Here is a 25,789-nt window from a genome sequence, read left to right on the forward strand (position 1 = left end):
CTTCAACGCCGTTGACTTGCGTAACGCTGCGCGTGCCGGCCGCCGGTTTCCTTGTACTTCGCCTCGCAAACGAGTTGTAGTGATGAGGAAGCACCGTCCGATTACACTGCGCAGCCTGTTTGAGATGCTGGCATTCTTCACGGCGGCGCTCGCGGTTTTCGCGTCGCTCGATGTCTTGTTTATCGGACATGGCATCGATGCCTTTCGGCCGACGGTCATTATGCCTGCCACTGTTGTCGCAGTTGGTGAAGAAAGGATCGAAAGGCAGCTTTCCAGACGAGGCAACCAAAAGGCACGGATGGAGTACCGGGTGCGGCCAACGATTACATACCAATTCGAGCTCAATGGCGAGCCACGTTTATCGTCGCGGTATTTCCTGCACGAGTCCCCCGTGTTGGCGGACTTGCCCGAGCGGCGTATGTGGCCAGGGTCGGTGACCTTGCGCATGGCACCAAACGCCGTGGTGGGCAAGCAGCTGCAGGTGCACGCAGTGCCTGATGCTCCTGAACTGTCCTATGTGGATTGGGGCTGGGAAGGGCTGGCCGATACCTTGGCATTCTGGGGCAGGGCATGGCTGGTATTCGCACTATTTTCCCTGGTGAGCTGGCTGATGCTGCTAGGCTTTGGGAAGTTTGCAATAGCGATCCAGGGTGAACAGTCTCATTGAACGAGTCGTTTTGCGCATCAGATGAAGTGGCTCAAACTTGATCTGACACTGACTGTCAGATGGGTTAGAGTGCTCCTTGTTCCGAAAAAAGGCCATGAGCTGCCGCAAGATAAGTGAGTTCGTTTAGGCCAGCCATGCTTAGGGAGATAAGATTAATGTTTCGTTTTGTGATTTTCGTCTGTGGCTTATTTTTTTCAATGCACGCGTTTGCCGACATGCCGTCGACGAAACGCTGGAAGCAAGAAAAAACATTTTCGTTTGGCGATGTTCAAATCAAACAATCGTTCAACTCGATGAAAGATCCGATGGACCCGGAATTTAAGGTGCGAGTCTACGATAAGGGGCGTCTCGTGCTACAACTGAACGATGCAGCGTTTGATGCCTTTTTCTCTTCACCTGACGGCGGTGCCTTTGTTGGTCTATCAAACAGCGGCTGGCCTGGTACAGCGGTGATTATCTTTGAAAGGCGTGGTCGCATTTTGCTGCTGGCAGAGCATGGCTTAGCGAGATTTGATTACTGCGGCGAGACCGCCACTTTCGTTAAAGATTGGTACGACTCGAAAGACCCGCAAGTGCGTTTTCCACCCTTCAAATTGGGTGGAGAAGGCCGTGATAGAACACCTGGCATTACGCTAAAGAGCTGCCATGGCGAGACAATTGACTTATTGGATACAGTTACAAAAGCAACTGCGAACGGCGAGATGACTCTGCGTGACGAGATCAATATTCATTATGGTACGCGCTAACTCAGAAGCAAGCGGATGCCGGTAGAGCGACGGTCCGCTGTGGGGTGCGGATTCAACCGGTCGACCGGTTGAATCCGCAGGCGGAAGCAGCCGCCCAACCGACACTCGATGTCAAATAAAGTTTGAGTCAGTACACATCAGACTGACATGACGGGCTGATCCGGCAATCAGCCCGTCCTCTTCTTATGCGTTCAGCGTCAGCAGCAATTCATCCAGGCGTTCGAGGGTGGACGCCATGCCTTCCTTCATGCCCATATCGATGACTTTTTGCACGTCCTCCGGAGAGTTGTAGTGCACGACTGTGGTGACCAGCGTGTGTTCCCTCAGGTCCGAGAACGTCACGTCCCAGCGCGAGCGCGGCATGTCGGGATTGACGACACCGGTTTCATCGGTAAAGCCGTCCAGCGTCGAATAGCCGTCGATCGGGCGGATGGCTTGGTAATCCACGCGGCTCCAGTAGGCCTGCCCATCGGGCGTGAGCATGGCGTAGTGCCAGTAGCCGCCTTCCTTGAATTCCATGTGTTTGGTCTTGGTGCTCAGGGGTTTCGGTGCAAACCAACGGTCGAGCAGGGCGCTCTGCGTATGGCAATCCCAGACCAGCTGGCGTGGGCCAGCAAATTCGCGCGTTACGGTGAGGGTGCTCTTTTCCTTGTTAACTACGAAATCGAATTGAAGCTTAGCTGCCATTGTCTTCTCCTTGCAGTTGTTCCAAAAGTTTGTCCAGGTTTTCGTATCGGCTGCTCCAGAGCGCGCGCTGCTCCTCGAACCAGCGTTCGGCCGCGGCAAGCTTTTGCTGCTCGAGCGTGCAGGTTCTTACCCGCCCGCTTTTGCTGCTGCTTACCAGGCCAGACTCTTCCAGTACCCGCATATGCTTCATGAAGGACGGCAGTGCCATGTCGAATGGTTCCGACAATTCACTGACGGTCGCCGGTCCCTCGCCGAGCCGTTGCACAACGGCCCTGCGCGTTGGGTCGGACAAGGCGTGGAAGATCGCGTCTAGCGCAATTCGATAGTTATCCATATGGCTAACTATACGCGCAAAAAAATTGGAACGCAATAAACTTCGACAAAAGAAAATTGCACCGGTGATCAGGTGCCAGCCGGGCCATCAAAATCATAGCTGCTCGCTTCATGCAGCTCCCAGCCGCCATCGCCAGTCAATCTCAGCACATGCGTGTGATGGCGCAGCACCGCAGCACGGTGCGCGATGCTGATCAGGGTCGTTCCGTTTTCGCGTAGGCGCCGATACAAGGACGCTTCATTGCTGCTGTCGAGGGCACTCGTCGCTTCGTCCAGGATCGCGACTTTGGGTTCGTGCACCAGCACGCGGCCGAAGGCAAGGCGTTGCTGCTCGCCTACCGAGAGCAGCTTGCCCCAGTCGTGAATGGCGTCAAGTCCGCCTACCTGGTCGGCAAGACGTGGCAAATGAACCTTCGCCAGTATTTCAAGCAGCTGGTCGTCGCTTAAGCTGGACTCAACGCTTGGATAGATCAGCTGGCTGCGCAGCGTGCCATGCTGGAGATATGGCTGTTGGGGGAGGAAGAAGCAATCATCCAGCGGTGGGTGCTGGATTACGCCACTGCCGGTATGCCACAAGCCCGCGATTGCCCTGAGCAGTGAACTCTTGCCGCAGCCGCTTTCGCCCGTAATCAGCAGGGCGTCGCCTGGCTTCAGGACGAGCGAAAGCTCTTTGATCAGCACCCGCTCCGATTGCGGCGGATGCAATGTAAGGGATTCCAGCGTGAGATGCTCGGCGGCGCGCGTCTGGATGCGCGGCGTGGCGTCGGTTGCCTGCGGCGCGTCCGGCAGCACAAGCTTCGACAATGTCTGCAGGCGCTCCGTGCCCGCCACGAACCGGCTCAGGCTTTCAAAGTTATCGACAATGACGCCCACTGCACCGAGTACGGCGGTGAATGCACCTGCTGCCTGCACTGCCTGACCCACCTCGAGTTCGCCCGATAAAACGCGTTCGGCCAGAAGCACGCCAGGCAGCACGAGGGTCAGTTGACTGAACGTGCGCTGGAACAGGTTGAGCGTCCGCTGGTTTTTGATCAAACGCGCGAAATTGTGGAATACCTTGTCGAAGCGGTTGTCGATATAGGCTCGCTCCTGGTCCTCGCCACGGTAGAACGCGATCGACTCGGCGTTCTCCCGCAGGCGCATCAAGCTGAAACGAAAATCAGCCTCGCGCTGCAGCTGCCAGAAATTCAGCCGGATTAATGGGTTGCCAAAAAAGTAGAGGGCAATCACGGTGCCCAGCGTCGCATAGATGGTGAGCACGCCAACCAGCATATGCGAGATTGACCACAGCACTGAGCTGAAGGCGATCAGCTGCATGATCGATCCCAGGAAAATCAGCAGGAAATTGATCGACCTGCCGGTGAACGTATTGATGTCTTCACTGATACGCTGGTCGGGGTTATCGATCTCGGCGTCGGAGCCCAGTTCATAATATTTGCGCCCCTTCAGATAGCCATCGAGGAAGCGGTGCGTAAGCCAGCGCCGCCAGTGATTGGCGAACAGGTCGCGCATGTAGTAGTAGAACGCATACGCCGGGATCGCAAATGCGAGGATGAGAAGGCAGGTGCGTACGGAATGCCAGAATCGGCCGCCATCCTTTCCCGCCAACGCCGACGTCATCTCGCCGGTCTGGTTATTGAGCATTACCGCCACCTCGGTCTCAACCAGCATCAAACCGATCAGCAGTAACAGCAAGCCCCAGGCACGCCAGCGTTCGTTCCCAAGCCAATATGGTTTGGCCACGCTGAGGAATTGCCGCCAGGCCGCGAGCGACAAAGGGGGCGGGCGGCGTCTCTTGCGTTGCGGCGCCTGGGCCTCCTCGGCGCGGGGCGGTTGAGCAGCTGTCGCGGTAGGAGTCGTGATCTTCATGAGGCCAGAATACGACTCAGCATCAGCCCGCTCCGTGCGGAAACAGACATAGCGCGGTGTGGGGCATGCTATATTGGCAACTTGCACTCTATTAACTTTTTCTGAGAGCCCCTTATGAAGATTGCCCCGCTTCCCCTCTTGCTATTGCTGGCCGGTGCTTTGAGTGCACAGGTGGCTACCGCAGCAGACAAGCAGTTCATGACGGTCCAGCTGGACGCCGGCGCCAAACAGGCGACACAGGGCCGGCTGCTTGTATTTGCGCGCGAGGCCAAGTCCGCCGAGGCGGAAGCGATGGAAAAGTCCAAGGAGAAGTCCAGTGAAGTGACCGTGGTGGATGCCGATCCATTCTCGGCCACTTCGACGGCCGTGACGGCGCGTGAGGTAAGCCGCCTTCAGCCAGGACAAAGCATCGCCGTTGATGGCGATGACCTGGCATTCCCGCTTCCTTACTCGCAGCTCCCGCCAGGCGACTATTACGTCCAAGCCGTGCTGGATGTCGACCATAGCTATAACTACACCGGCCGCAGCGCCGGCGACTGGGTCAGCGATGTCGTCAAAGTGCATCTGCCTGCAGCCACAGTACCGACCATCCGCCTGGCCCATATCTTGCGGGAAAGCGATCCATGGAAACGGAAGTCCGAAACAGCCGAGGAGCGCGCCGGATGGGACGCAACCCGGCAGCACTCGCAGCCAATCGATTTCCCCAGTCCCGCCCTCAGCGCCTTCTGGGGACGCCAGGTAAAGATGCCGGGATGGGTACTGACGCCGCCGGGCTACGACGCTAAGGCCAAGGTGACCTATCCAACGGTCTATTACACCCACGGCTTTGGCGCCAATGCGGCGCGCCTGGTGCCGCTGCTGGCAGAGATCTATGGCGCCATGGCGGCGGGAAAAATGCCACCGATGATCTGGGTGGTCCTGGACGAATCCAGCCCTACCGGCACCCACGAATTCGCCGACTCGGTAAATAACGGCCCGTGGGGGCAGGCGCTGACCACAGAGCTGATGCCCTATCTGGAGAAGCACTACCGGATGGACGCCAAGCCAACGGGCCGCTTCCTGAACGGCCATTCCTCCGGCGGCTGGGCGACATTGTGGCTGCAGACGCGCTATCCGAAACTGTTTGGCGGAACCTGGTCCACATCGCCGGATCCGTCGGACTTCCACGATTTCACGGGCGTTGACTTGTATGCGCAGCAGGCCAATGTGTTCCGCAAAGCGGACGGCGGCGCTTATCCATTGGTGCGCGACCATGACAAGGTGATGGGTACGTTCGAACAGTTCGCCAAGCTGGAGCGCGTGCTGGGCAGCTATGGCGGCCAGCTCGCTTCGATGGAGTGGGTGTTCTCGCCGCGCGGCCAGTCTGGCGCGCCGCAGCCAATGTTCGATCGCGATACCGGAGACGTGGACCCGTCCGTCGTCGCGTACTGGCGCGATAATTTTGATATCGCGTACCGCACCAAGCGCGATTGGCCCCAAGTGAAGGCGGACCTGGATGGCAAAATCCATCTGATCGTGGGCACGGCTGACACGTTCTACCTTGATGGCGCGGCCCATAAGTTCAAGGCTGTCATGGATGGATTAAATGCCAAAACCGATTTCCGCTTCATCCCCGACAGGACCCATTTTGACCTCTACAAACAAGGGGACGACAAGTTGGCCCTGCTGCACCAGATCAGCTGGGAGATGTACTCGATAGCGCGCCCGAAATCCGCGTTGAAGTCTTCGAGCGCTAAAGCGGGCAAATAGCTGCCGCCGTGAGGGTATCAAGTAATCCAACGCGGGAAGGGATCCGATGGCAGTGGAATGCGATGCGGACTGCCGCCGTCTTGGCGCTTTTGGTGGCCATCTGGCTACCTGCATATCGGGGACCATTGCTTGGCGGTGGGGTCATGGTTTTTATTGGCGCATATATTACAAGGAGTTGCTCCGAGGATTTCCTGGTTCAGGTCTTCGATGACGGCGGTTGCCTGCGTTTTGAACGCGAAGGCGTTCGCATATCTGTGGACCTGGGTGAAATTCAAGAGCTTGAATATCGGGACGGCGGAGACGGATCGGATATTGTCTCGGTCACTTATTATCAAGCGACGCCGTTTGGTCGGTTGATTGAATTCTATCCGGAGCCTGTCTACGTATTCGACTGGAATACAGAGGTCTGGTTTGCGGATCTTGAAAGGCGAGTTCTTGCAGCGAAGGCCGGTGCTTCAAGCTGAAATTATGCGACTGATGAAATGGGGTGTTGGCTTGGCCATTGCAGGCGCCATGGCGGCGCTTGTAATGTATTGGCCTAAAGCTGGAAGCGGAGAGGCACGTGCAGGCCGCGCGGCATCGGCGATCAATTCGACCCGCGTGATCGCGCCTGCGCAGGCTGGCACCGGCAGGCTTGTGTTACCTATGCCGTCCGGAGACGTGAGCTTGTCGAGGCAAGTCCAGCAGTTGGCAGAGTCCCATGATCCGGAGAAACTCTATCTCGCGTATAGCCTGCTGGCGGACTGTGTTGAATTCAACCGGGATCATGACCGCATGATCTACGATGAGGAACTCCGTAAAAAGTCTCCCGACAATGCTTTCGGCTATCGGCATATGACCGAGCAGGAAAAGCAGCGGGACACCATGCGATGTGGCGCCATGTCGGAGCGGGAGCGACAATCGCGCCTGGACTATCTTGCTGCTGCCGCCAAGGCGGGGGTACCGGGATCTGCCATTGCTTTCCTTCGCGAGGGGCCTTTCGGCGACCCATCGGCGCTCACAACGCGTCCGGACGATCCGCTAGTCCAGGAATGGAAGGCGCTGGCGAGGGCTCAACTGATCGCCGAAGCGGAGGCGGGGACCGACCCCGGCGTGGTCAATTACATCGCGACGGAATATGCCGCCGGCTCGCCAACTTTTGAACGAAACGCCGGCCTGGCCTATCGTTATTTTCTTGCAAATGGTTTGATCCATGGCGAGATACTCGGACCCGACTCGGATATTGCGAAGTTCTTTGCGGAAGACAGTGCGCTGATGGACTCCATCGGCAAAGACCTCAGTCCAGCGGAGCGTGCCGCCGAGTTGGCGGCTGCCAGGCAGATCGCCCTCAATTTTCACAAGCGGCACGCACACTAAGGTCAATCAGCCGCCCGGGAAAAACATCCGAACTTCCAATCCCGGGTGAAGGTTGCTGACGGTGAGGGAGCCGCCATGCAGCTTGGCGATTGCATTGATGTTTGACAGGCCAATGCCGTTGCCTGGCAAGTGGCGTGAGCGGTCCACGCGGAAGAAGCGCTCGGCCAGCATGGGCAGCGTTTCATCGGGTACGCCAGGGCCGGTATCGCGTACCAACAACTCGGCCCCGCCAGGAACAGGGCCGCAGCAGACCGTGACCGTGCTGCCGGAGCCTGCATACTTCAGCGCATTATCGAGCAATCCTCCCAGTGCCGCTGCGACGAGGTCGCGGTCGCCGGGAAGAGGGGGCACTTGCTGCACTCTGCTGACCAGCCGGATGGCCGAGTCTTCGGCGGCAGCGTCGTAGAGTTCGACCAGGTTGGCGGCAATCTGGGTCAGGTCAATCTTGTCGGTGTAGGTCGGGCGCACGCCCGATTCGGCGGCGGCAATGCGCAGCAGCTTTTCAAACAGGATAATCAGCTGGTCGATGTCTTCGATCGACTTTGCCGCCGCATCGGCCATCGGGCCGGCCGCATCGGGCCGAAGGTTTGCTGCCAACCGGTTGCGTACGCGGCTCAAGGGGGTGCGCAGATCATGGGCGATGGCGTTGGAGACGTTGCGCACTCCATCCATCAGGCGTTCGATCTGGGCAAGCATGCGGTTGATGTCCCGGCTTAGCATGCTGAATTCGTCAGCGCCGGATTCGGGCACGCGCTGGGCCAGGTCGCCGGCGCTGATGTTGCGGGCAATCCGGCGTACCGCGCCCACGCGGCTATCGATCGAGCGGCGCAGGAACCAGGTACCTGCGCTGACGAAGAGCAGGGCTACCAATGATCCGATGATGGCGGCGCGCTCCACCACGCCGCGCAACGCATCGAGTTCACGCAAGTCACGGCCTACCAACAGGCGCGCCCCGTCGGGCAAGCGCGCGATGATGAAATGGGCGCGGATATTTTCGTGCTCTCGCTGCAGCGTGCCGCTGGACAGGATCCCATCCTTGGCCCCAAAGGGGAAGGCGGAGACATTTCCCAGCACCGTCTGGCCGTCGGCCGACTGGAGCAGGAAAAGCTCGGTATCGGTATCCATCTTGTCGTGCAACTGGAGCGTAATTTCGCGGCGCAGGCTTTCCTGGCCGCCTTGCTCGCCGGCTTCCTTCAGGCGGGCGCTGATGGACTGGATCTTGGAATCGTTGACGCTGGTGAGCACGCCGACCGTGCCAAAGTAGAAGGCCAGCACCGCGGCGCCGACCGAGATGACGGCGATCAGGCCGTACATCAGCGCCAGGCGTGTTGCAATCGATGCGATCAGCGAACTACACATCCGGATCTGCATCTTTGTCGCACAGCATATAACCCTCGCCGCGGATGGTGTGGATCAAGGGCGAGGCGGAGTCCTTGTCGATCTTGCTGCGCAGGCGGCTTATCTGCACGTCGATGACATTGGTCTGCGGGTCGAAGTGGTATTCCCATACGCTCTCCAGCAGCATGCCGCGCGTGACGACCGTGCCGGCGTTGCGCATCAGGTATTCGAGCAGGCGGTACTCGCGCTGGTGCAGCGTGATGCGTGTGCCGTTACGGGTGGCGCGCAGGGCGCGCAAATCCAGTTCAAGGTCGCCCACGCGCAGGACCAGCGTGTCTTCCACCGGGGCGGCGCGGCGCACCAGGTTTTCCAGGCGGGCCAGCAGTTCGGCAGCGGCGAATGGCTTGCTGAGGTAGTCGTCGGCGCCGGCGCGCAGGCCGTGCACGCGCTCATCGACGTCGCCCAGCGCGCTCAATACCAGGACCGGCAGACGCATGCCCCTGGCGCGCATCCGGCGGAGCAGGGCGAGGCCGTCAAAGTCGCCGGGCAGCATGCGGTCGAGGACGAGCGCATCCCAGTCCGCCTGCTCCAGCTGTTGCCAGCCCTCGTCCGCATCGGCGCATCCCATGGCGGTGTGGCCCGCGTGGTGCAAGGCCGCGAGCAGGTATTCGCGTGTTTCGGCGTCATCATCGACGATCAGGCATTTCATCCTTCGATCATAACACCGTGAACATTACGGCTAAGTAATCATTGCATACCTGTAATGTTCGAGCGCAGGCAAGTGGATAAGCTGGCAGCCTTTGTAACAAGAGGGGTTAGCATGCGTCTTTTATTGCCCGTCGCCCTGGCGTCACTCCTGGGCGCTTGCGCCACCCGGCCGGACATGCCATTCCTGCCCGAGGCCGACTGGCAGGCGGGCGCCCGTTCCGCCAACATCCAGGCCATTGAAACGCCAGCCACGCCGCTGGCGGAGCCGGCTGGCTGCGCCGCCGCCTTCGACCGCGCGCGCGCGGCGGGGCTGCCTATCGTATGGGTCTCCTACCAGTCGCACCACGCGCGCCACCATATGTTCGCCGCGGCGGACGGTGTCGCAGCGCTGGCAACCGGAACATGGGTGGAACTGTGGCCTGCCGATTGCCGTGCCGGCCAACTTGCCCGCGTGCTGCCGATTCCGGAGGCGCCACGCTCATGAAACGGCTTCTCCCGTCCCTGTTGCTGTTGCCTTGGCTGAACGTCAATGCCCAGCAGCTCATGCGTCTTAGCGAGCAGCAGGCGCTGTCGCTGGCGCTGCAGCAGCATTGGGATTATCGCCAGCGTGCCATCGCTCTCCGCGGTGCGGAGGCCGATGCCGTGCAAGCGGCAGCCGCGCCCAATCCGGCGCTGACCTTCAGCACCGCCAACATCAACCCGCACACCGGGATCGGCGCCGGCCCGCTGGCCGACAAGGCCGTGGACAGCATCCTGCGTGTGGACCAGTTGATTGAACGCGGCGGCAAGCGGGAACTGCGCAGCGACGCCGCGCAGCAGCGCGTAGTGGCCGCCGCAGCCGACCGCGCCGACACGCGGCGAACGCTCGAACGCGATGTCAGGCAAGCCTATGCCGATCTGCTGGCGAGCCAGGAGCGCCAACGTGTGCTGGCCGAAGTCGCCGCCCTGCAAGAGCAGTCGCTTGCCGTGGCCCGGAAGCGCCGCGAGGCAGGCGACCTCGCTGAAGTCGAAGTCGCGCGCCTGCAGCTGGAAGTGCAGCGGGCGCAGAATGACCTGAATGCCGCAGCGTTGCAGCACAGGACTGCTTCGTATGCGCTGGCGCAGCAGATCGGCCTGGCCTTGCCGCTGCCCGAGCTCCAGGCCAGCGATAGCTGGGATAACGCATTGCCCTTCATGCACGAAGCGGCCGGAGCGCCCTGCGAAGAGCGTGCCGACGTACAAGCCAGCCGCGCCCGCCTCACGGCCGCCGACCGCGGCCTGGCATTGGCGCAGGCCGCCCGCACGAGGGATATTTCGGTGGGCTTGCAGGCAGAGCATTTCCCGGTCAGTCCAGCCCACCCGCAGGGCACGGGCAACAGCTTCGGCTTTTCGGTTCAGATCCCGCTCTTCGTCCGCTACAACAACGAGGGGGAAATCCGTTCCGCGCTCGCCGCGCAGGACGCGGCAACGCTTGCGCTGGACAAGGCGCGCACCCAGGCCTGCAGTGAAGCCATGCAGAGCAGCCAGCAGCTCATGACGAGCCAGCAGCGCGCCGCCGTCTTCCAAGGGCAATTGCTGGCGGCAGCGCGCCATGTCGCCGAAACCGCCGAATTCGCGTTCGAGCATGGCGCCCTGAGCGTGACCGATGTGCTGGATGCGCGCCGTTCCTACCGCATGACCCAGCTGGACGGTATTGACGCGCGCGCCGATTACCTCAAGGCGCTCGCCGCATGGCGCGCCACCCATACCTTTGATCTGCCATGAAATCTGTCCTACTTCTTACCTTGGCGGCCCTGTGCGGGCTGTCGGCCTGTTCGCGTGCACCGGTGCGGTCGGCCCATGCTGCGGCAGCGCCCCTTTCCGCCACCTCGCAGTTCATCCGCACCATGCCTGCCGCCAGCGCGCCTTTGCCGGAGGCGGAGCCGATCGCGGCGCGCATCGCCTTTGACGAAGACCACACAGCGCGCGTCAGTGCACCGCTGGCGGGCCGTGTAAGCACGATCATGGTGCAGCCTGGCCAGCACGTCAAGGCTGGCCAGGCGCTCGCGGTACTGGCGTCACCGGATCTTGCCGCCGCCAGCGCCGATGAAAAAAAGGCCGTGTCCGATGCGCGCCTGAAGGACAGCGCGCTGGCACGTGCCCGCCTGCTGTTCGACGCGGGCGTCATGGCGCGCAAAGACTTCGAAGCGGCCAGCAGCGATAGTGAACAGAGCGCAGCGGAACTCGAACGCACCCGCCAGCGCCTGCGGGCGCTGGGCGCAGCGGGCGCGACGACCGGCGCGTTGACGCTCGCTTCCCCGGTTCCGGGCACAGTCGTCGAGCGCCAGCTCAATCCCGGGCAGGAGGTGCGTCCGGATCTTCCCGCGCCATTGTTCATCGTTTCCAACCTCGACCAGCTTTGGCTGATCGCGGACGTGCCAGAACAACTGGCGCTGACGCTGGCGTTAGGCCAGGAGGTGAAGGTCGAAGCCGACGCCTTGCCCGGCACGCAGTACACGGCGCGTATCGGCTACGTGGGCGAGATGGTGGACCCCAACACGCGCCGCATCCCCGTGCGCTGCTTGCTGGCCAATGCCGACCACAAGCTGCGTCCGGAAATGTTCGCGCGCGTGCATTTCCAGGGCGGCAAGGCGCAGTCCGGCATCCCATTGCCGAACGAGGCGATCGTGGTGGATGGCCAGGACGAATATGTTTTTGTGCAGGTAAAGAAGGACAGCTACGAGCGCAAGCGCGTGCACGTGGCAAGGCGCGGCCCGCTGACCAGCTTTGTCGATAGCGGCATCGAAGCGGGACAACAGCTGGTAGTAGCCGGCGCGCTGCTGCTGAAAGCACAGGCAGGGCAAGATGTTCGCTAAATTTATTGACTTTATCCTCGCGCAGCGCCTGTTCGTCCTGATCATGACGGCTGCACTGGTCGGCTTCGGCTGGCGCGCCGCGCAGCAGCTGCCGGTGGAAGCTTTCCCCGACGTGCAGGACGTGCAGGTTCAGGTGATTACGCAAATGGCAGGCCAGGCTGCCGAGGAAGTGGAGCGGGCGGTGACCATGCCGGTCGAGCGTGAATTGAGCGGCGTACCGCACCAGACCCAGTTGCGCTCCGTGACCATTGCCGGCCTGTCGGTGGTCACCCTGACTTTCGAAGACGGTACGGACGATTACTTCGCACGCCAGCAAGTGCTGGAGAAGCTGCAGAACGTCTCGCTGCCGCCCGGCGTCCAGCCTGGCCTGGCGCCGCTTTCAACCGCCGTCGGTGAAATCTATCGCTACGTGCTGGATGCGCCGCCCGGTATGCCCGCCAGCGAAGTGCGAGCGATCCAGGACTGGACTATCCGTCCGGCCCTGCGCAGCGTATCCGGTGTAGCGGACGTGGTGACCTTTGGCGGGGTGCTGCGCGAGTACCAGCTCTCGCTCGACCCGATGGCGCTGGCGCGCTACGGCATCAGCATCGACCAGGTGCGCCAGGCCCTGGCGGCGAACAACGCCAATGCCGGCGCCGGCTTGCTGCGCCGCGGCGACGAAGCGCTGGCGGTGCGCGGCATCGGCCTGGTGACCAGGCCGGAAGACCTGGGCCGCATCGTGGTTGCCAGCAAGGGCGGCAAGCCGGTGCACGCATCCGACCTGGGCGAAGTGATCATCGGTCATGCCCCCGCTGCCGGCAGCGTCGCCTATAACGGCCGCGATGACGTGGTCGAGGGCATTGTTCAGATGAGCAAGGGCGCCAATGCCGCCCTGGTGGTGGCCGCCGTGCGCGACAATGTCGAACAGCTGAACAAGACCCTGCCGCCGGGCGTTCACCTGAACACGATCTACGACCGCACCGACCTCATTGCACATACGGTTCACACTGTCCTGGAAAACCTGGTCGTCGGTGCAACGCTGGTGGTGGCGGTGCTGATCCTCTTCCTTGGCAACTGGCGCGCGGCCCTGATTGTGGCGGCGGTGATTCCGCTTTCCCTGCTGGTGGCCTTTATCCTGCTGGACGCCCGCGGCATTCCCGCCAACCTGATTTCGCTGGGCGCCGTCGACTTCGGCATCATCATCGACAGCGCGGTGGTGCTGGTGGAAGCGCTGCTGGTGCGGAATAGCTTGCGCGAACCTGGTGCGCCGCGCAGGTCGCCGCGCAAGACGCTGCGCGAAACCCTGTTGTCGCTGGGGCACCCGATCCTGTTTGCCAAAGCCATCATCATTGTTGCTTTCCTGCCGATCTACACGTTCCAGCGCGTAGAGGGCAAGATCTTCACGCCGGTCGCCTTTACCCTGAGCTTTGCCATGCTGGGCGCCATCATCCTCAGTTTCACACTGGTGCCGGTGCTGCTGCTGTGGACCATGCATCGGCATCCTTTGCAGGAAAAGCATGCTGGCTGGCTGGCCACCCTGCAAGAGCACTACCGTCGCTTGCTGCAGCGGGCTTTGGGTGCGCGCAAGCTGGTGTTCGGGCTTTCGCTTGCCGTGCTGGTTGCGACGGTTGCCCTGGCTCCCATGCTGGGCAGCGAATTCCTGCCCAAGCTGGATGAGGGCAATATCTGGCTGACCATGGGCTTGCCGGCATCGGCCACGCTGGAACGTACCCAGCTTGTGGAGCGCGAAGTGCGCCGCATCCTGCGCAGCTATCCGGAAGTGACGACTGTGGTGTCGCACGTCGGGCGTCCGGACGACGGCACTGACCCCAAGGGGCCAAACAACATTGAGATGTTGGCCGCGCTGGCGCCGCGTGGCGAGTGGCGCTTCGCCGACAAGGAAAGCCTGATCAGCGACATGAGCGACCGTATCCACTTGATCCCGGGCGTGTCGACCAATTTTTCGCAGGTGATCGAAGACAGTGTGGAAGAAGCACTGTCCGGCGTGAAGGGCGAAATTGCCGTCAAGGTGTTTGGACCGGATCTCGAGACCATCGGCACCAAATCGCGCGAGATTGCGGCGATTCTGGGCACCGTACGTGGCGCCAGCGATATCGAAGCGGTGCCGATCGGTGGCCAGAGCGAACTGGATATTACGCTCGACCGCGAAAGCATGGGCCGCCTTGGCGTCAACGTGGCCGACGTCAACGGCGCGCTGCAGACGGTGTTGGGCGGCATGGCTGCCAGCAGTTATTACGAAGGCGAGCGGCGCTTCGACGTGACCTTGCGCCTGCGCGAAGAAAGCCGCGCCTCGGCGGAACAGATTGGCGCACTGCCGATCATGGCGCCAGGCGGCGCGAGCGTGCCGCTTTCGTCGCTGGCCCGCATCACCGTGCGCCAGGGGCCTTCCCGCATCAGTCGCGAGACCGGCGGCCGCGTCGCGTCGGTGAAAGCCAACGTGGTGGGCCGGGACCAGGCCAGCTTCGTCGCGGAGGCGCAGGAAAAAGTGGCGCGCCAGCTCGAACTGCCCCCGGGCTACAGCATTACCTGGGGTGGCCAGTTCGAGAACCAGCAGCGTGCCGTGCGGCGGCTGCAGGTGATTGTGCCGGCGGCGGTCCTGCTGATTTTCCTGCTGTTGTTCTGGGCCTTCCGCTCGGTGCGCCAGGCCTTGCTGGTGCTGGGCATCGTGCCATTCACGCTGGTGGGCGGGGTGGCGGCGCTGGCGGTGGCCGGCCTGCATTTCTCCGTTTCCGCTGCGGTGGGATTCATTGCGGTGGCCGGCATCTCGGTGCAGAACGGCGTAATCATGGTGGAACAGATGATCGAAAACCTGCGCGAAGGCGCGCGGCTGAATGACGCCGCCATCGATGGCGCGGCAGGACGGCTGCGTCCCATCCTGATGACGGCGCTGATGGCGGGCCTGGGCCTGCTGCCAGCGGCGCTCTCGCACGGCATTGGCTCCGAAACCCAGCGTCCGTTTGCGCTGGTCATCGTGGGCGGGATCGTGTCGGCCACGGCATTCACCTTGCTGCTTTTGCCGCTGGCTTTCCCACTGCTTCGCGAAGACAAGGAAGAAGAGTAGAGGCTTATGCAATCCGTATTTCCCAATGCAGCGCCGGGCCTGGAATGGCGCGCCCCGGACGTGAAGGAACGGCTGAAAATGCTGGCAGGCGCACTGCTGTTCCCGTCTGTTACCCGGCGCTGGCAGCAGCAATTGGCCACCGTGCCGCTATTGCGCGTCCTCGCTGACCAGGTGCCGCGCATGCGATACCAGATCTACCGGCCATATTTGTCGGGCCACCTGGATATCCAGGCGCGCGCCGACGCCATCGCCGGTCATTACAGGGTTCTGCACGAACTGGGCTGGGGCAGGGGAGCGCTTGCTTCCTGCCACACGCCGCAGCAGGTGGCGCGCTTTGTGGGTAAGTCCGGCACGCCGTTCGATATGCGCTTTTCCACGGCCCTGGTGAACGAACGCGAAGGCGAACAAGCCTTGCAACTGCTTTGTGAAGGCCGCGTAATTTATACGGTCAGCTTTACCTTCGGCATCGATGGTGTGGGCCGCGTGCTGACGGTCGGCTCGCTGCAAGGACTTCGCGCGGACGATGGCGAGGACTTGATGCGGCTGGCGACGCGGGAACTGCATGGCATGCGCCCATCCAATTTCATGATGGCCATGCTGAGGGACCTGGCGGCAGCCGCAGGATGCAGCGGTGTGGTGCTCGTCAGCAACTGCAATCGCATTGTAGTCAACTATCGCCGCCGCAAACGCATCACTTTCGATTACGACGGACTGGCACAGGAACTCGGTGGAGAGCGTGGCGCTGGTGGGAATTTCAGGCTGGCGCCGCGCAGTGCGGAAGGACAGGACGAAAGTGAAATCAAATCTTCAAAGCGCGCGGCCTTTCGTCGCCGCAACGCAATGATCACCGACGCCCGTCAGCAGATCGTGCGGACAATTTCAGGCTGAAGCTTTAACCCGCCTGGGTGCAGTGCGCCGCATCGTGCGGAGGGAGATATGCCCAATGCACGGTGCGGCGTTCCTGTTTTGCACTGCCCCAGTTGAGCGTCATGGAACCGGCGGCCTCCGCAGAATCCATCAGCGTATGCAATTGCTCAGGATTGGCGACACCGGCGCGCCCGTTCGAAATGGTATCGTCAAGGATCAGCATGCCGCAGGCATGCACCTGTTCCTGCGTGACCCAAGGCGACTTGGTGTAGTCGCCATCAATCAGCACCGCCACGCCAGGCAGTCCGGCAGCACGCAGGTTCCCGCCAAGCCAGATGTCCGTGGCAACGAGGCGCAGCGGAGCGTTGGTATGCTTGCGCCAGGTCCGTTCGGCTTCCTGGGCCAGTTCGGCGGCCGGGAAGTTGGCCCTGGTGCGCCGGTCGAAATGTTTGGCGACGACCGATTTGCCCGCTACCAGGCCGGCGCACAACACAACATGGGCAAGCAGGGTCACGCCCATGATGTTCTTGAGGCGTTCGGCCGTGAGATGCGGGCGAATAGCGACGATGGCGACCATGCCGGTCAGGAGGAAGGCGTTGGCTCCCCAGCGCGCTTCAAGCTTCGAGCCGGATAACAGGCTGAATGCGATGGTGACCAGCAGCGGCGCCGCGCCTGCGACCCAAACGAAAAGCTTGTCGCGCCTGGAAACCACCATTTCAACGTCGTCATGCGCCGGTGCCGCGCGGCGCTGGCGCACGATATAAATCAACAACGGCAGCAAAGGGACCAGACGGAATACTTGTGTCTCGATGAATTGGCCCACGCTGGCAAATGCCGACGCAGGGCCTGTGAGCGGAATCATGACCGAGTGCGCATACTGCATGGGCGGGTAGCCGTTCGCGTGCAGCCAGTAGACGTGGGGGCTGAGAACCAATGCGAAGACCAGCGCCCCGAGCAGCATGCCCACGAAATTCCGGCGAAGGTGCGTGCTGCGGTCGAGCAGCAAGTACAGCAGCAAACCGGCGAAGTGGATGGCCGCGACATATTTCACGAGCATGGCAAGGCCGCCGAAAAGCCCTGCCGCCAGCCACCATCGCAAGCTGCTGTGCCGCAGCGCGAGGAAGAACGCGAGTGTGGCGGCGGCCTGGAACGGCAGCAGTACCGTGTTGTGGTTAAAGCTGTCTGCGCCCGCGTTGTGGTACAGCACCAGGGATGTGATGAGCACTGAAAGCGCCGCCTGGCGTGGCGGCAGGATTTCACGCGCGAGGCGCCAGGTAAGGCCAAGAGCGATGACAATCCCGGTTTGAACCATGACCAGTGGCAGCACGATCGACGGTTTGAACAGCATCAGCGCGCCGTGCATGATCCATGAAGGCATGGGCGGATGTTTCCAGTAACCCAGTTCCAGCCCTGTGGCCCAGCTCAATTGCTCCGCCGAATCGAGTTCAGTGGAGGAGTAGCCAAGCCAGGCAGCAATACCCCACATAAGGACTTGCGCCAGGCCGAGCATCGCGAGCGCCATCGGAATATGCCTGTCAGCAAACTGGGGGCGTCGCGCTATGGCTGCATGGTTGTGGTCGCTTGCGCCGTGGCTCGGAGCGGATGAAAGTTGTTGCATAAATGCTAACTGCGGGAGGCGAATGTTTCGTATTGTATCAATGTAACAGCGCCAAGTTCAGTTAATGTGCAACAACTGTCGCCTGCTGGTGACAGTGGAATTGAGGGATTTTGCTGGGGAGTGTCGCAGGGATGGACGACCCGACGACGGCCTCGACCGTGGCCGCGGCAGCAACGCTTGATATCGCTGTCTTCCTGAAAAAAGCTCGCTCGGAGCGAGCTTTTTCCCGACATCTGTTCCTTATTACCTGGTTACTTGGCGCAGGCTTTGCCGTGCGAGCCGTGGAAGCCTTTAGCCTTGGCGTCGGCTTCACTCATGTATTCGCCGGTCTTGGTCTTGCCGTAGTAGCGGTCGCCTTCGCAGTGGTACACCTTGGTCGATGCGTTGACCCACACTTTGCCATCACCACCGCCAGCGGCGGCCTGGGCTGGCGCGGCAGACTTGGCGGGTTTCGCGGCCGGGGCGGCGGGCGCGGCGGCGGCGGAAGCAGCTGGCGCGGCAGCGGAGGCAGCCGATGCGGCGGAAGCCTTTTTGTCGACACCGCCGTGTCCACGGCAGGCGCCCTTCATGGTGGCGCCGCTGTATGGCGTGCCATCTTTACAGGTCGCAGTAACAGTGCCTGCAGCAGGGGCCTCGGCCGCTTGTGCGAAGGAGGCGAGTGAGACGGAGGAAGCGATTGCCAGCGAAAGCAGAATTTTTTTCATGACCGACTCTCCAACAGACACGAACATACGTGCGTGTTTCGATATTATTTCAATTTCGAAACTATTGAAAGCTACCTGCTCGCGTGCGCCAGCCTGGCCGCCAGCTGGTTGTGGCGCTCCAGCACAAGCGGCAAGTCGATGGTCTGCAGCATGCCATCCTTCACCACCACTTTGCCATTGATGATGCTGACATCGACGTTGGCCGGGGTGCAGAACACCAGCGCCGCAACAGGATCGTGCAGGGCGCCGGCAAAGCCGACCTGGTCCAGCTTGAACATGGCGATATCGGCCGACATGCCGGGCTTGAGCGCGCCGATGTCGTCGCGGTTCAGTACTTTGGCGCCACCGAGGGTTGCGAGCTCCAGCGCTTGCCGGGCCGTCATGGCATCCGGGCCGAAACCGACGCGCTGCAACAGCATGGCCTGGCGCGCTTCGCCCAGCATGTGGGCGCCGTCGTTGGAGGCGGAGCCGTCGACACCCAGGCCCACCGGCACACCAGCATCGACCATCTTGCGGATCGGCGCAATGCCGGAGGCCAGGCGCATATTCGAGCAGGGACAATGCGCGACACCGGTGCCGGTCTTTGCGAACATGTAGATGCCTGCGTCGTCCAGCTGCACGCAGTGGGCGTGCCAGACGTCGTGGCCCACCCAGCCGCAGTCTTCGGCGTATTCGGCCGGCGTCATATTGAATTTTTCGCGGCTGTAGGCAATGTCGTTGAGGTTTTCCGCGAGGTGCGTGTGCAGGGAAACGCCGTGGCTGCGGGCCAGTGCGGCGGCTTCCTTCATCAGGTCGCGCGAGACGGAGAAGGGCGAGCAGGGCGCGACCACGATGCGCTGCATGGCGTGGCGGCCGGCGTCGTGGTAGGTCTCGATCAGCCGCTGGGTGTCCTTGAGGATGGCTTGTTCGTCTTCCACCACGCAATCGGGCGGCAGGCCGCCCTTCGACTGGCCGACGCTCATCGAACCGCGTGCGGCGTGGAAGCGCATGCCGATCTTTGCCGCCGCTTCGATGCTGTCATCGAGCTTACAGCCGTTCGGGTAAATGTAGAGGTGGTCACTGCTGGTGGTGCAGCCGGACAGGATCAGCTCCGACATGGCGGTCAGCGTCGAGACATGCACCATTTCGGCATCCAGGTTGGACCAGATCGGGTACAGGTTGGTGAGCCAGTTGAATAGTTCGCCGTTCTGCGCGGCGGGAATCACGCGCGTCAGGCTTTGGTACATGTGATGGTGGGTGTTGACCAGGCCCGGGATCACCACGTGTCCGGCGGCGTTGATCACTTCATCGGCCGTTTGAGGCAACGCGGAAGTCGGACCGACTTGTTCGATGACGTTGCCGCGCACGAAAATGGCGCCGTCGTTGATTTCGCGGCGTTGCTCGTCCATGGTGACGACAACGCGTGCATTCTTGATCAGGAGGGTCTTGGACATATTGTTTCCAGTTCTATGAATGTGTTGGACACTGCGGAAACAATGCACTAAGCAATGCGGAAACAATGTTGGAAATTCGCCGGTCCCGCCGCACTGCGGCTGCGGGACCGTATTGGATCAGCCGACTTTAGGGATCAGCATCGGCTGCGGTACATCATCTTCTTCTTCGTCGTCATGCACGGCCACGGGGCGGTCCGGCAGGACCAGGTTCAACACCACAGCCACAATGGCAGCGGTGGAAATGCCGGAACCAAAGATCTCGTGCACGAAAGACGGCAGCTTGGCCAGCAGTTCCGGGCGTTCCGACACCGCCAGGCCGCAGCCCACCGACACCGCGATCAGCAGGCCGGTACGTTTGTCATGCTCGACGTTGGACAGCATCTGCACGCCTGCCGCGATAATCATGGCAAACATCATCAGGCCCGCACCACCCAGCACAGGCTGCGGGATCGTCACGACGATTGCGCCCAGCACCGGGAACAGGCCGGCAGCCGCGAGGAACACACCCGTCAGCGCCACCACGTAGCGGCTCGCCACGCCGGTCAGCGAAATCACGCCGACGTTCTGCGCAAAGGTCGATACCGGGGGAGCGCCCAGCACGGAAACGAAGGCGGAGCCCAGGCCGTCGCACAGCACGCCGCGGCACAGCAGCTTGCCCTTCATCTTGGTATTGGTTGCAGAGCCCAAGGCCATGAAGGTGCCGGTGGTTTCCACGATCGTCACCACGTAGGCCAGTGCCATCGCCAGGATCCCGCTGACCGGGAAGGTCATTCCGAAATACAGCGGCTGCGGCACCGCGAATACCGCGGCCTTTTGCACGGCCGTGAAGTTCACGAGTCCCAAGCCCAGGCACACCGCATAGCCGATGGCAATGCCAATGACCACGGCGGCAGCCGAGATGATGCCTTTGCCGAATTGTACCAAGGCGATCACGGTAGCCAGCACGAACAGCGCGATGCCAAGATTGGTCGGATCGCCGTAATTGGCGCCGGCATTCTTGCCGCCGGCGGCCCAGTCGACAGCAACCGGCACAAGCGAGAGGCCGATCATGGTCACCACCACCGCCGTCACCTGGTGCGGGAACAGCTTGCGAATCTGCGGCATGAAGAAGCTGCCAAGGATCATGATCGCCGAACCTGCCAGCGAAGAGCCCAGGATGCCCGGCACGCCATGCTCCAGGCCCACGCTGATTGCGGCGCCGACGAAGGCAAAGCTGGTGCCCATCACGCAGGGCAGGCGGATGCCGACCCGGCCCACGCCGATGCACTGGATGGTGGTGACGATGCCGGAGCCGAGCAGCGCGGCATTGACCAGTGCAACGACCTGGTCGGCGGGAAGTTTGAGGACTGCGCCGACCACCAGTGGGACGGCAATGATGCCGCCCAGGGCAGCCAGCATGTGCTGGGCGGCGAGGAGGGCGGTGGTGATTGGTGGTGGACGGTCGTCCACCTGGTATAGCAGGTTGTTCATGGTGTCTCCGTTATAGGACTTTTTTCTGAACTACTTGTTCCGGTGCTATCCGGCATGCCACTTCGGGTCAATCGTTTTGGCCGGGGCCTGGCTTTTGAGCCTTGCCCCGGTTCCAGGGTCAGAAGTGATACTCCGCCCGGATCATCGGCGTTTTCGCCGTGCTGCCCGGGATATTATGTGGATTACCAAATTTGTTGCGCCAGTATTGGTATTCCAGGCCGATCTTGAAGGTATTCGGCTTCGCATTCAAATGGCGGCTCAGGTCATACATTACTTGTGCGTCGATATTCACCTCCGGCGAAGTCTGGCCGCCGAATTCGTCCTTGCCTTTGTTGCCGATCCAGTTCGCATAGCCCTCGAAGCTGAAGCCCGAACCCAGCGGGATCCCCCAAGCGGCATTCAACATGGCGTGCGTGTCGTAGGAATAGCGCTTGGCGATGCCGAGCGGCTGGTTGCTTTCCCACATGGCCAGCAGGCTCACGTTCAGGAATCCCGGTACGTCGACCATCAGGGTCGGGCCGGCGACGATCATGCGCTTGCGCGAGTTGTAAGTATTGTCGTTCTTGGTGTTCCAGTCGAAACCGGCGGTGATGCCGACACCGCGTACGGGCCCGAATTTGAGATCCTTGCCGCTTACCTTGCCCAGGTCCAGCGTGTGGCGGTACAGCAGATAGGCCTCGTGGGCATTGTTGTCCGCACCGTCGGAACGCAGGAAATCGAGATTCATGTAGTTGCCGCCGTATTTGTAGCCGTCGGCATACGTCCAGCTCAGGATCTGCTTGTGGATGTCTTCAGGATTGTACGGTTCGGCGAATTTGGTGCCGTAGCGGTAGCCGATGGAAGTGTCACTCCAGTCGGCGGCGCTGGCCTGTTGGGCGCCCATGCTCAGGGCCAGGACAGCGATAGTTCCTGCTGCCGCTACGCGTAATGCTTGCTGCATGTTGTCTCCTGTACTTTTTTGATATGGAGTCTCGATTATGTCCGTGTCCCTCATGGTTGATATTCACCAGCGTGTATATATCGCGATGGCCCGCCGTATATGATTTTCTTCATTAAATGTCATCACCAGGAGGAGACCTTATGGGCAAACTGAGTACACACGTACTGGACATCACGCAGGGCAGGCCCGGCGCAGGTGTGAAAGTAAAACTGTTCCGCGTCGACGGCAGCACAAAAGTGTTGTTGAAGACCGACACCACCAACCAGGACGGCCGTTGCGAAACGCCTTTGCTGACCGGAGGTGAAGTCGTGGCGGGCAAATATGAGCTGGTTTTTGCCGCCGGCGACTACTTTGCGGGGCAAGGCGTGGCGCTGCCGGAGCCGCGCTTTGTCGACGAAGTCGTCATCGCCTTCGGCATTGCCGACGCCGACGCCAACTACCACGTGCCGATCGTGGTGTCGCCATGGGCATATTCGACTTACCGCGGGAGCTAGGAAGGCGTCATGAGTACAGTAAAAGCATTCCGCGCCAGCATCCTGCATTTCACGGCCGATCCGGCCATGAGCGACAAGGCGCACTCCTGGCACGAAGACGGCCTGCTGGTGGTCGTTCAAGGCCGCGTCCTTGCTGCAGGCGACTACGATCGCCTGAAAGACACGCTGCCGCCAGGCACCCAGGTGCGCGACTACCGCGGAAAGATCATCATGCCGGGGTTTATCGACACCCACATCCACTACCCGCAAACAGACATGATCGCCTCGCCGGCGCCAGGCCTGTTGCCGTGGCTGGATACCTACACTTTCCCTACCGAGCGCCAGTTCAAGGATCCTGAGCATGCGCGCGGCGTGGCGGACTTCTTTGTCAAAGAGCTGCTGCGTTGCGGCACCACCACAGCCATGGTGTATTGCACGGTGCACCAGGAGTCGGTAGACGCCTTCTTTGGCGCGGCCGAAGCGCACAACCTGCGCGTGGCGGCCGGCAAGGTGATGATGGACCGGCACTGCCCGGACTTCTTGCAGGACACCGCAGAACGCGGTGCGCGCGAAAGCGAGGAGCTGATTCATCGCTGGCACAACAAGGGCCGCAATATGTATGCCCTGACGCCGCGCTTTGCACCAACTTCCACAGAGGCGCAGCTTGCGATGTGCGGGGAACTGGCGCGCGCTTACCCGGATACTTATGTGCAGACGCACGTGGCGGAAAATACGGATGAAGTGGCGTGGGTCAAGTCGCTGTTCCCGGAGGCGCGCAGCTACCTGGACGTGTACGACAAGTTCGGCCTGCTGCGCAAGCGCTCCATGTATGCGCATTGCATCTGGCTGGATGATGAAGATCGGGCTCGCATGGCGGATACTGGCGCTGCCGTTTCGATGTGCGCAACTTCCAACCTGTTCCTGGGGAGCGGACTGTTCGACTTCGCTGCTGCGGACCGGCAGCAGGTGGCGCTGTCGCTGGCGACCGATGTTGGCGGCGGCACTTCGTTCTCGATGCTGCAAACCATGAATGAGACCTACAAGGTGGCGCGCATGGGCGGGACTTATTTACCTGCTTTGCGGATGTTCTACATGGCGACGCTGGGTGGGGCGCGCAGCATGCAGCTGGAGGGGACTGTTGGCAATTTCGTCGCCGGGGCCGAGGCTGATTTTGTTGTGCTCGATCCTAAAGCTACGCCATTGCTGGAGCGACGCACTACACGCTGCGACAGTCTGGAGGAATTGCTGTTTGCCGTGGCGCTGCTGGGCGATGATCGTACCGTTGCCGCTACCTATGCTGCGGGGGCGCAGGTGCATCAGCGAGGGGAGTAAACCCGGTAAACCAGTGTCAGACCCAAGGGCCTGACACTGTCAGCTCGAAGGACCCGGCGGCCGTTGAGCAGGCGGGTCTGACCCTTGGGTCTGACCCTGGTTTACCGGGTTAAAAAAAACGCCGGTTGGAGGACCGGCGCAAAAAGAGAAAGACGATACTTCAGCTATTCATTGTGGCCATATCTCAGCCAACCGCAGTAAATTGGTGCTGCCAGGCTGCCCAAACGGCGTACCGGCAGCAATCGCAATCTGATCCCCCGCCTGAACAAATCCTTCAGTCAGCGCTGTACGGCAAGCCGCAGCCACCATTTCATCCACACTATTCACATCCCGGCTCACGGTGCTATGCACGCCCCAGGCCAGCGCCAAGCGGCGCGCCGTCTCGGGCTTCGGCGTAATGCTGACAATCGGCGCCATGGGCCGCTCGCGCGCCGTGCGCAAGCTGCTATGTCCGGAAGTCGTATAAGCCACCATCGCCTTCGCCCCCATGATGCGCGCCGCGTCACGCATGGCCGCGCTGATTGCGTCCCCCTTGTTCGGCAACGGCGCCTGGTGCTGCGCTTCGATCATGGCCGGGTACAGCGGATCGCGTTCCACCTCCGAGATAATGCGGTTCATGATCGACACCGCCTGCACCGGATAGGCGCCGCTGGCCGATTCCGCCGACAGCATCACCGCATCCGCGCCTTCATAGACAGCATTGGCCACGTCGGAAGCCTCGGCGCGCGTCGGCACTGGCGCGGTCACCATGGATTCCAGCATCTGCGTTGCCACCACCACTGGCTTGCCATGCTTGCGGCACAGGCGCACGATGCGCTTCTGCACGCCCGGCACGCGCTCCGGCGGGAGCTCGACCCCGAGGTCGCCACGGGCCACCATGACGGCGTCGGACACGCCTACGATTTCTTCCAGTCGATCCAGTGCGGCAGGCTTTTCGAGCTTGGACAGCACTCCTGCACGGCCTTGCACCAATTCCTTCGCCTGCACCACGTCCTCCGGCAATTGCACGAAGGAGAGGGCAATCCAATCCACGCCCAGGCCCAGTGCGAATTCGAGGTCGGCCTTATCCTTGTTCGTCAGCGCGGGAATCGGCAGCACGGCGTCCGGCACATTCACGCCCTTGCGGTCGGACAGCACGCCACCATTCACCACACGGGTGCGGATGGCGCCGGCATCGCTGGCCAGGACTTCCAGCCGAATGCGGCCATCGTCCAGCAGCAAGCATTGGCCTGCGCTGACGACGGCAAACAGCTCGGGATGCGGCAGGCAGACGCGCGCTGCGCTGCCCGGCGTTGGCGCCTGGTCCAGCTGGAATTCGGCGCCTTCTCGCAGCATCACCTTGCCGTCGGCGAACTGGCCGATGCGCAGCTTGGGGCCTTGCAGGTCGGCCAGGATGGCGATGGGCCGCCCCAGCTCCTGCTCGATGGTGCGCACGATCTTGTAGCGCTCCTGGTGGTCGGCATGGCTGCCGTGGCTGAAATTGAAACGGAACACGTCTGCGCCAGCTTCGAACAGCGCCTTGATGGTGGCGTGGTCACTGCATGCGGGGCCCAGGGTTGCAACGATTTTTGCTTTGCGTTCTCGACGCATATTGGTGTCTCTCT

Annotated in this window: 23 protein-coding genes; 12 read left to right on the top strand and 11 right to left on the bottom strand. The window is 61.6% G+C overall.

Annotation, left to right across the window (positions count from 1 at the left end):
- Positions 1-82 precede the first annotated feature (82 nt).
- Complete coding sequence (locus tag GM658_RS19260; RefSeq protein WP_155455691.1) at positions 83-667, top strand: hypothetical protein; 585 nt, start codon at positions 83-85, stop codon at positions 665-667.
- Positions 668-822: 155 nt separating this feature from the next.
- Positions 823-1,413, top strand: coding sequence for a hypothetical protein (locus GM658_RS19265; RefSeq protein ID WP_155455692.1), 591 nt, complete (start codon positions 823-825; stop codon positions 1,411-1,413).
- A 183-nt stretch (positions 1,414-1,596) separates the two neighbouring features.
- Here GM658_RS19265 and GM658_RS19270 read toward each other — a convergent pair whose 3' ends face one another.
- The 3 genes from GM658_RS19270 to GM658_RS19280 form a co-directional block, all read right to left on the bottom strand.
- Entirely contained in the window at positions 1,597-2,100 is a 504-nt protein-coding gene (locus tag GM658_RS19270) for an SRPBCC family protein (protein ID WP_155455693.1), read from the bottom strand.
- Complete coding sequence (locus GM658_RS19275) at positions 2,090-2,434, bottom strand: ArsR/SmtB family transcription factor (protein ID WP_155455694.1); 345 nt, start codon at positions 2,432-2,434, stop codon at positions 2,090-2,092. The genes GM658_RS19270 and GM658_RS19275 overlap by 11 nt, the downstream gene beginning before the upstream one ends.
- Positions 2,435-2,502: 68 nt before the next feature.
- Complete coding sequence (locus tag GM658_RS19280; protein WP_155455695.1) at positions 2,503-4,302, bottom strand: ABC transporter ATP-binding protein/permease; 1,800 nt, start codon at positions 4,300-4,302, stop codon at positions 2,503-2,505.
- A 114-nt stretch (positions 4,303-4,416) separates the two neighbouring features.
- Between GM658_RS19280 and GM658_RS19285 the strand changes: the two genes are divergently transcribed.
- The 3 genes from GM658_RS19285 to GM658_RS19295 all read left to right on the top strand — a co-directional run bounded on the left by GM658_RS19285 (position 4,417) and on the right by GM658_RS19295 (position 7,407).
- The gene (locus tag GM658_RS19285; protein ID WP_155455696.1) at positions 4,417-6,051 is read left to right on the top strand and encodes an alpha/beta hydrolase; all 1,635 of its coding nucleotides are present in this window, start codon (positions 4,417-4,419) and stop codon (positions 6,049-6,051) included.
- A 62-nt stretch (positions 6,052-6,113) separates the two neighbouring features.
- Positions 6,114-6,515, top strand: coding sequence for a hypothetical protein (locus GM658_RS19290; protein WP_155455697.1), 402 nt, complete (start codon positions 6,114-6,116; stop codon positions 6,513-6,515).
- Positions 6,472-7,407, top strand: a complete 936-nt coding sequence (locus GM658_RS19295; protein ID WP_155455698.1) for a hypothetical protein — start codon at positions 6,472-6,474, stop codon at positions 7,405-7,407. The genes GM658_RS19290 and GM658_RS19295 overlap by 44 nt, the downstream gene beginning before the upstream one ends.
- A 6-nt stretch (positions 7,408-7,413) precedes the next feature.
- Here the strand turns inward: GM658_RS19295 and GM658_RS19300 are convergent, their stop codons facing one another.
- Positions 7,414-8,766 (bottom strand): sensor histidine kinase, encoded by a 1,353-nt coding sequence (locus tag GM658_RS19300; RefSeq protein ID WP_170298880.1) that lies wholly within the window; start codon positions 8,764-8,766, stop codon positions 7,414-7,416.
- On the bottom strand, positions 8,759-9,454 hold the full coding sequence (locus tag GM658_RS19305; RefSeq protein WP_155455700.1) for a response regulator transcription factor: 696 nt from the start codon (positions 9,452-9,454) through the stop codon (positions 8,759-8,761). The genes GM658_RS19300 and GM658_RS19305 overlap by 8 nt, the downstream gene beginning before the upstream one ends.
- Positions 9,455-9,565: 111 nt before the next feature.
- Between GM658_RS19305 and GM658_RS28895 the strand changes: the two genes are divergently transcribed.
- From GM658_RS28895 to GM658_RS19325, 5 genes are read left to right on the top strand one after another with little or no spacing between them, the layout of a single operon-like run.
- On the top strand, positions 9,566-9,937 hold the full coding sequence (locus GM658_RS28895) for a hypothetical protein (RefSeq protein WP_170298881.1): 372 nt from the start codon (positions 9,566-9,568) through the stop codon (positions 9,935-9,937).
- The gene (locus GM658_RS19310; RefSeq protein ID WP_170298882.1) at positions 9,934-11,196 is read left to right on the top strand and encodes a TolC family protein; all 1,263 of its coding nucleotides are present in this window, start codon (positions 9,934-9,936) and stop codon (positions 11,194-11,196) included. The genes GM658_RS28895 and GM658_RS19310 overlap by 4 nt, the downstream gene beginning before the upstream one ends.
- Positions 11,193-12,287, top strand: a complete 1,095-nt coding sequence (locus GM658_RS19315) for an efflux RND transporter periplasmic adaptor subunit (protein WP_155455702.1) — start codon at positions 11,193-11,195, stop codon at positions 12,285-12,287. Before GM658_RS19310 ends, GM658_RS19315 begins: the two co-directional genes overlap by 4 nt.
- Entirely contained in the window at positions 12,277-15,348 is a 3,072-nt protein-coding gene (locus GM658_RS19320; RefSeq protein WP_155455703.1) for an efflux RND transporter permease subunit, read from the top strand. The genes GM658_RS19315 and GM658_RS19320 overlap by 11 nt, the downstream gene beginning before the upstream one ends.
- A gap of 6 nt (positions 15,349-15,354) precedes the next feature.
- Positions 15,355-16,236 (top strand): VirK/YbjX family protein, encoded by an 882-nt coding sequence (locus tag GM658_RS19325; RefSeq protein ID WP_155455704.1) that lies wholly within the window; start codon positions 15,355-15,357, stop codon positions 16,234-16,236.
- Positions 16,237-16,240: 4 nt separating this feature from the next.
- Here the strand turns inward: GM658_RS19325 and GM658_RS19330 are convergent, their stop codons facing one another.
- The 5 genes from GM658_RS19330 to GM658_RS19350 all read right to left on the bottom strand — a co-directional run bounded on the left by GM658_RS19330 (position 16,241) and on the right by GM658_RS19350 (position 22,380).
- A complete protein-coding gene (locus tag GM658_RS19330) occupies positions 16,241-17,833 on the bottom strand; it encodes a glycosyltransferase family 39 protein (protein WP_155455705.1) in 1,593 nt (530 codons plus the stop codon).
- A 251-nt stretch (positions 17,834-18,084) separates the two neighbouring features.
- Complete coding sequence (locus GM658_RS19335; protein WP_155455706.1) at positions 18,085-18,537, bottom strand: DUF3761 domain-containing protein; 453 nt, start codon at positions 18,535-18,537, stop codon at positions 18,085-18,087.
- 71 nt (positions 18,538-18,608) lie between these two features.
- Positions 18,609-19,970, bottom strand: coding sequence for an 8-oxoguanine deaminase (locus GM658_RS19340; RefSeq protein WP_155455707.1), 1,362 nt, complete (start codon positions 19,968-19,970; stop codon positions 18,609-18,611).
- A gap of 117 nt (positions 19,971-20,087) precedes the next feature.
- The gene (locus GM658_RS19345) at positions 20,088-21,440 is read right to left on the bottom strand and encodes a uracil-xanthine permease family protein (RefSeq protein WP_155455708.1); all 1,353 of its coding nucleotides are present in this window, start codon (positions 21,438-21,440) and stop codon (positions 20,088-20,090) included.
- 118 nt (positions 21,441-21,558) lie between these two features.
- Complete coding sequence (locus GM658_RS19350; protein ID WP_155455709.1) at positions 21,559-22,380, bottom strand: outer envelope protein; 822 nt, start codon at positions 22,378-22,380, stop codon at positions 21,559-21,561.
- 140 nt (positions 22,381-22,520) lie between these two features.
- Between GM658_RS19350 and uraH the strand changes: the two genes are divergently transcribed.
- Positions 22,521-22,874, top strand: coding sequence for a hydroxyisourate hydrolase (uraH, locus tag GM658_RS19355; RefSeq protein WP_155455710.1), 354 nt, complete (start codon positions 22,521-22,523; stop codon positions 22,872-22,874).
- A gap of 9 nt (positions 22,875-22,883) precedes the next feature.
- Positions 22,884-24,185: a guanine deaminase gene (gene guaD / locus GM658_RS19360; protein WP_155455711.1), complete on the top strand. Its 1,302-nt coding sequence runs from the start codon at positions 22,884-22,886 to the stop codon at positions 24,183-24,185.
- A 168-nt stretch (positions 24,186-24,353) separates the two neighbouring features.
- On the opposite strand, the gene pyk is transcribed toward guaD, so the two are convergent.
- Entirely contained in the window at positions 24,354-25,775 is a 1,422-nt protein-coding gene (pyk, locus tag GM658_RS19365; protein ID WP_155455712.1) for a pyruvate kinase, read from the bottom strand.
- Between the last annotated feature and the right edge of the window lie 14 nt (positions 25,776-25,789).

Source organism: Massilia eburnea (assembly GCF_009720745.1).
GTDB classification, from domain to species: domain Bacteria; phylum Pseudomonadota; class Gammaproteobacteria; order Burkholderiales; family Burkholderiaceae_D; genus Rugamonas; species Rugamonas eburnea.

What these genes read in the sequence shown, in the direction of transcription:
- GM658_RS19260 (WP_155455691.1), top strand. Translation starts at nt 83, where the DNA reads ATGAGGAAGCACCGTCCGATTACACTGCGCAGCCTGTTTGAGATGCTG.
- GM658_RS19265 (WP_155455692.1), top strand. Translation starts at nt 823, where the DNA reads ATGTTTCGTTTTGTGATTTTCGTCTGTGGCTTATTTTTTTCAATGCAC.
- GM658_RS19270 (WP_155455693.1), bottom strand. Translation starts at nt 2,100, where the DNA reads ATGGCAGCTAAGCTTCAATTCGATTTCGTAGTTAACAAGGAAAAGAGC.
- GM658_RS19275 (WP_155455694.1), bottom strand. Translation starts at nt 2,434, where the DNA reads ATGGATAACTATCGAATTGCGCTAGACGCGATCTTCCACGCCTTGTCC.
- GM658_RS19280 (WP_155455695.1), bottom strand. Translation starts at nt 4,302, where the DNA reads ATGAAGATCACGACTCCTACCGCGACAGCTGCTCAACCGCCCCGCGCC.
- GM658_RS19285 (WP_155455696.1), top strand. Translation starts at nt 4,417, where the DNA reads ATGAAGATTGCCCCGCTTCCCCTCTTGCTATTGCTGGCCGGTGCTTTG.
- GM658_RS19290 (WP_155455697.1), top strand. Translation starts at nt 6,114, where the DNA reads ATGCGGACTGCCGCCGTCTTGGCGCTTTTGGTGGCCATCTGGCTACCT.
- GM658_RS19300 (WP_170298880.1), bottom strand. Translation starts at nt 8,766, where the DNA reads ATGTGTAGTTCGCTGATCGCATCGATTGCAACACGCCTGGCGCTGATG.
- GM658_RS19305 (WP_155455700.1), bottom strand. Translation starts at nt 9,454, where the DNA reads ATGAAATGCCTGATCGTCGATGATGACGCCGAAACACGCGAATACCTG.
- GM658_RS28895 (WP_170298881.1), top strand. Translation starts at nt 9,566, where the DNA reads ATGCGTCTTTTATTGCCCGTCGCCCTGGCGTCACTCCTGGGCGCTTGC.
- GM658_RS19310 (WP_170298882.1), top strand. Translation starts at nt 9,934, where the DNA reads ATGAAACGGCTTCTCCCGTCCCTGTTGCTGTTGCCTTGGCTGAACGTC.
- GM658_RS19315 (WP_155455702.1), top strand. Translation starts at nt 11,193, where the DNA reads ATGAAATCTGTCCTACTTCTTACCTTGGCGGCCCTGTGCGGGCTGTCG.
- GM658_RS19320 (WP_155455703.1), top strand. Translation starts at nt 12,277, where the DNA reads ATGTTCGCTAAATTTATTGACTTTATCCTCGCGCAGCGCCTGTTCGTC.
- GM658_RS19325 (WP_155455704.1), top strand. Translation starts at nt 15,355, where the DNA reads ATGCAATCCGTATTTCCCAATGCAGCGCCGGGCCTGGAATGGCGCGCC.
- GM658_RS19330 (WP_155455705.1), bottom strand. Translation starts at nt 17,833, where the DNA reads ATGCAACAACTTTCATCCGCTCCGAGCCACGGCGCAAGCGACCACAAC.
- GM658_RS19335 (WP_155455706.1), bottom strand. Translation starts at nt 18,537, where the DNA reads ATGAAAAAAATTCTGCTTTCGCTGGCAATCGCTTCCTCCGTCTCACTC.
- GM658_RS19340 (WP_155455707.1), bottom strand. Translation starts at nt 19,970, where the DNA reads ATGTCCAAGACCCTCCTGATCAAGAATGCACGCGTTGTCGTCACCATG.
- GM658_RS19345 (WP_155455708.1), bottom strand. Translation starts at nt 21,440, where the DNA reads ATGAACAACCTGCTATACCAGGTGGACGACCGTCCACCACCAATCACC.
- GM658_RS19350 (WP_155455709.1), bottom strand. Translation starts at nt 22,380, where the DNA reads ATGCAGCAAGCATTACGCGTAGCGGCAGCAGGAACTATCGCTGTCCTG.
- uraH (WP_155455710.1), top strand. Translation starts at nt 22,521, where the DNA reads ATGGGCAAACTGAGTACACACGTACTGGACATCACGCAGGGCAGGCCC.
- guaD (WP_155455711.1), top strand. Translation starts at nt 22,884, where the DNA reads ATGAGTACAGTAAAAGCATTCCGCGCCAGCATCCTGCATTTCACGGCC.
- pyk (WP_155455712.1), bottom strand. Translation starts at nt 25,775, where the DNA reads ATGCGTCGAGAACGCAAAGCAAAAATCGTTGCAACCCTGGGCCCCGCA.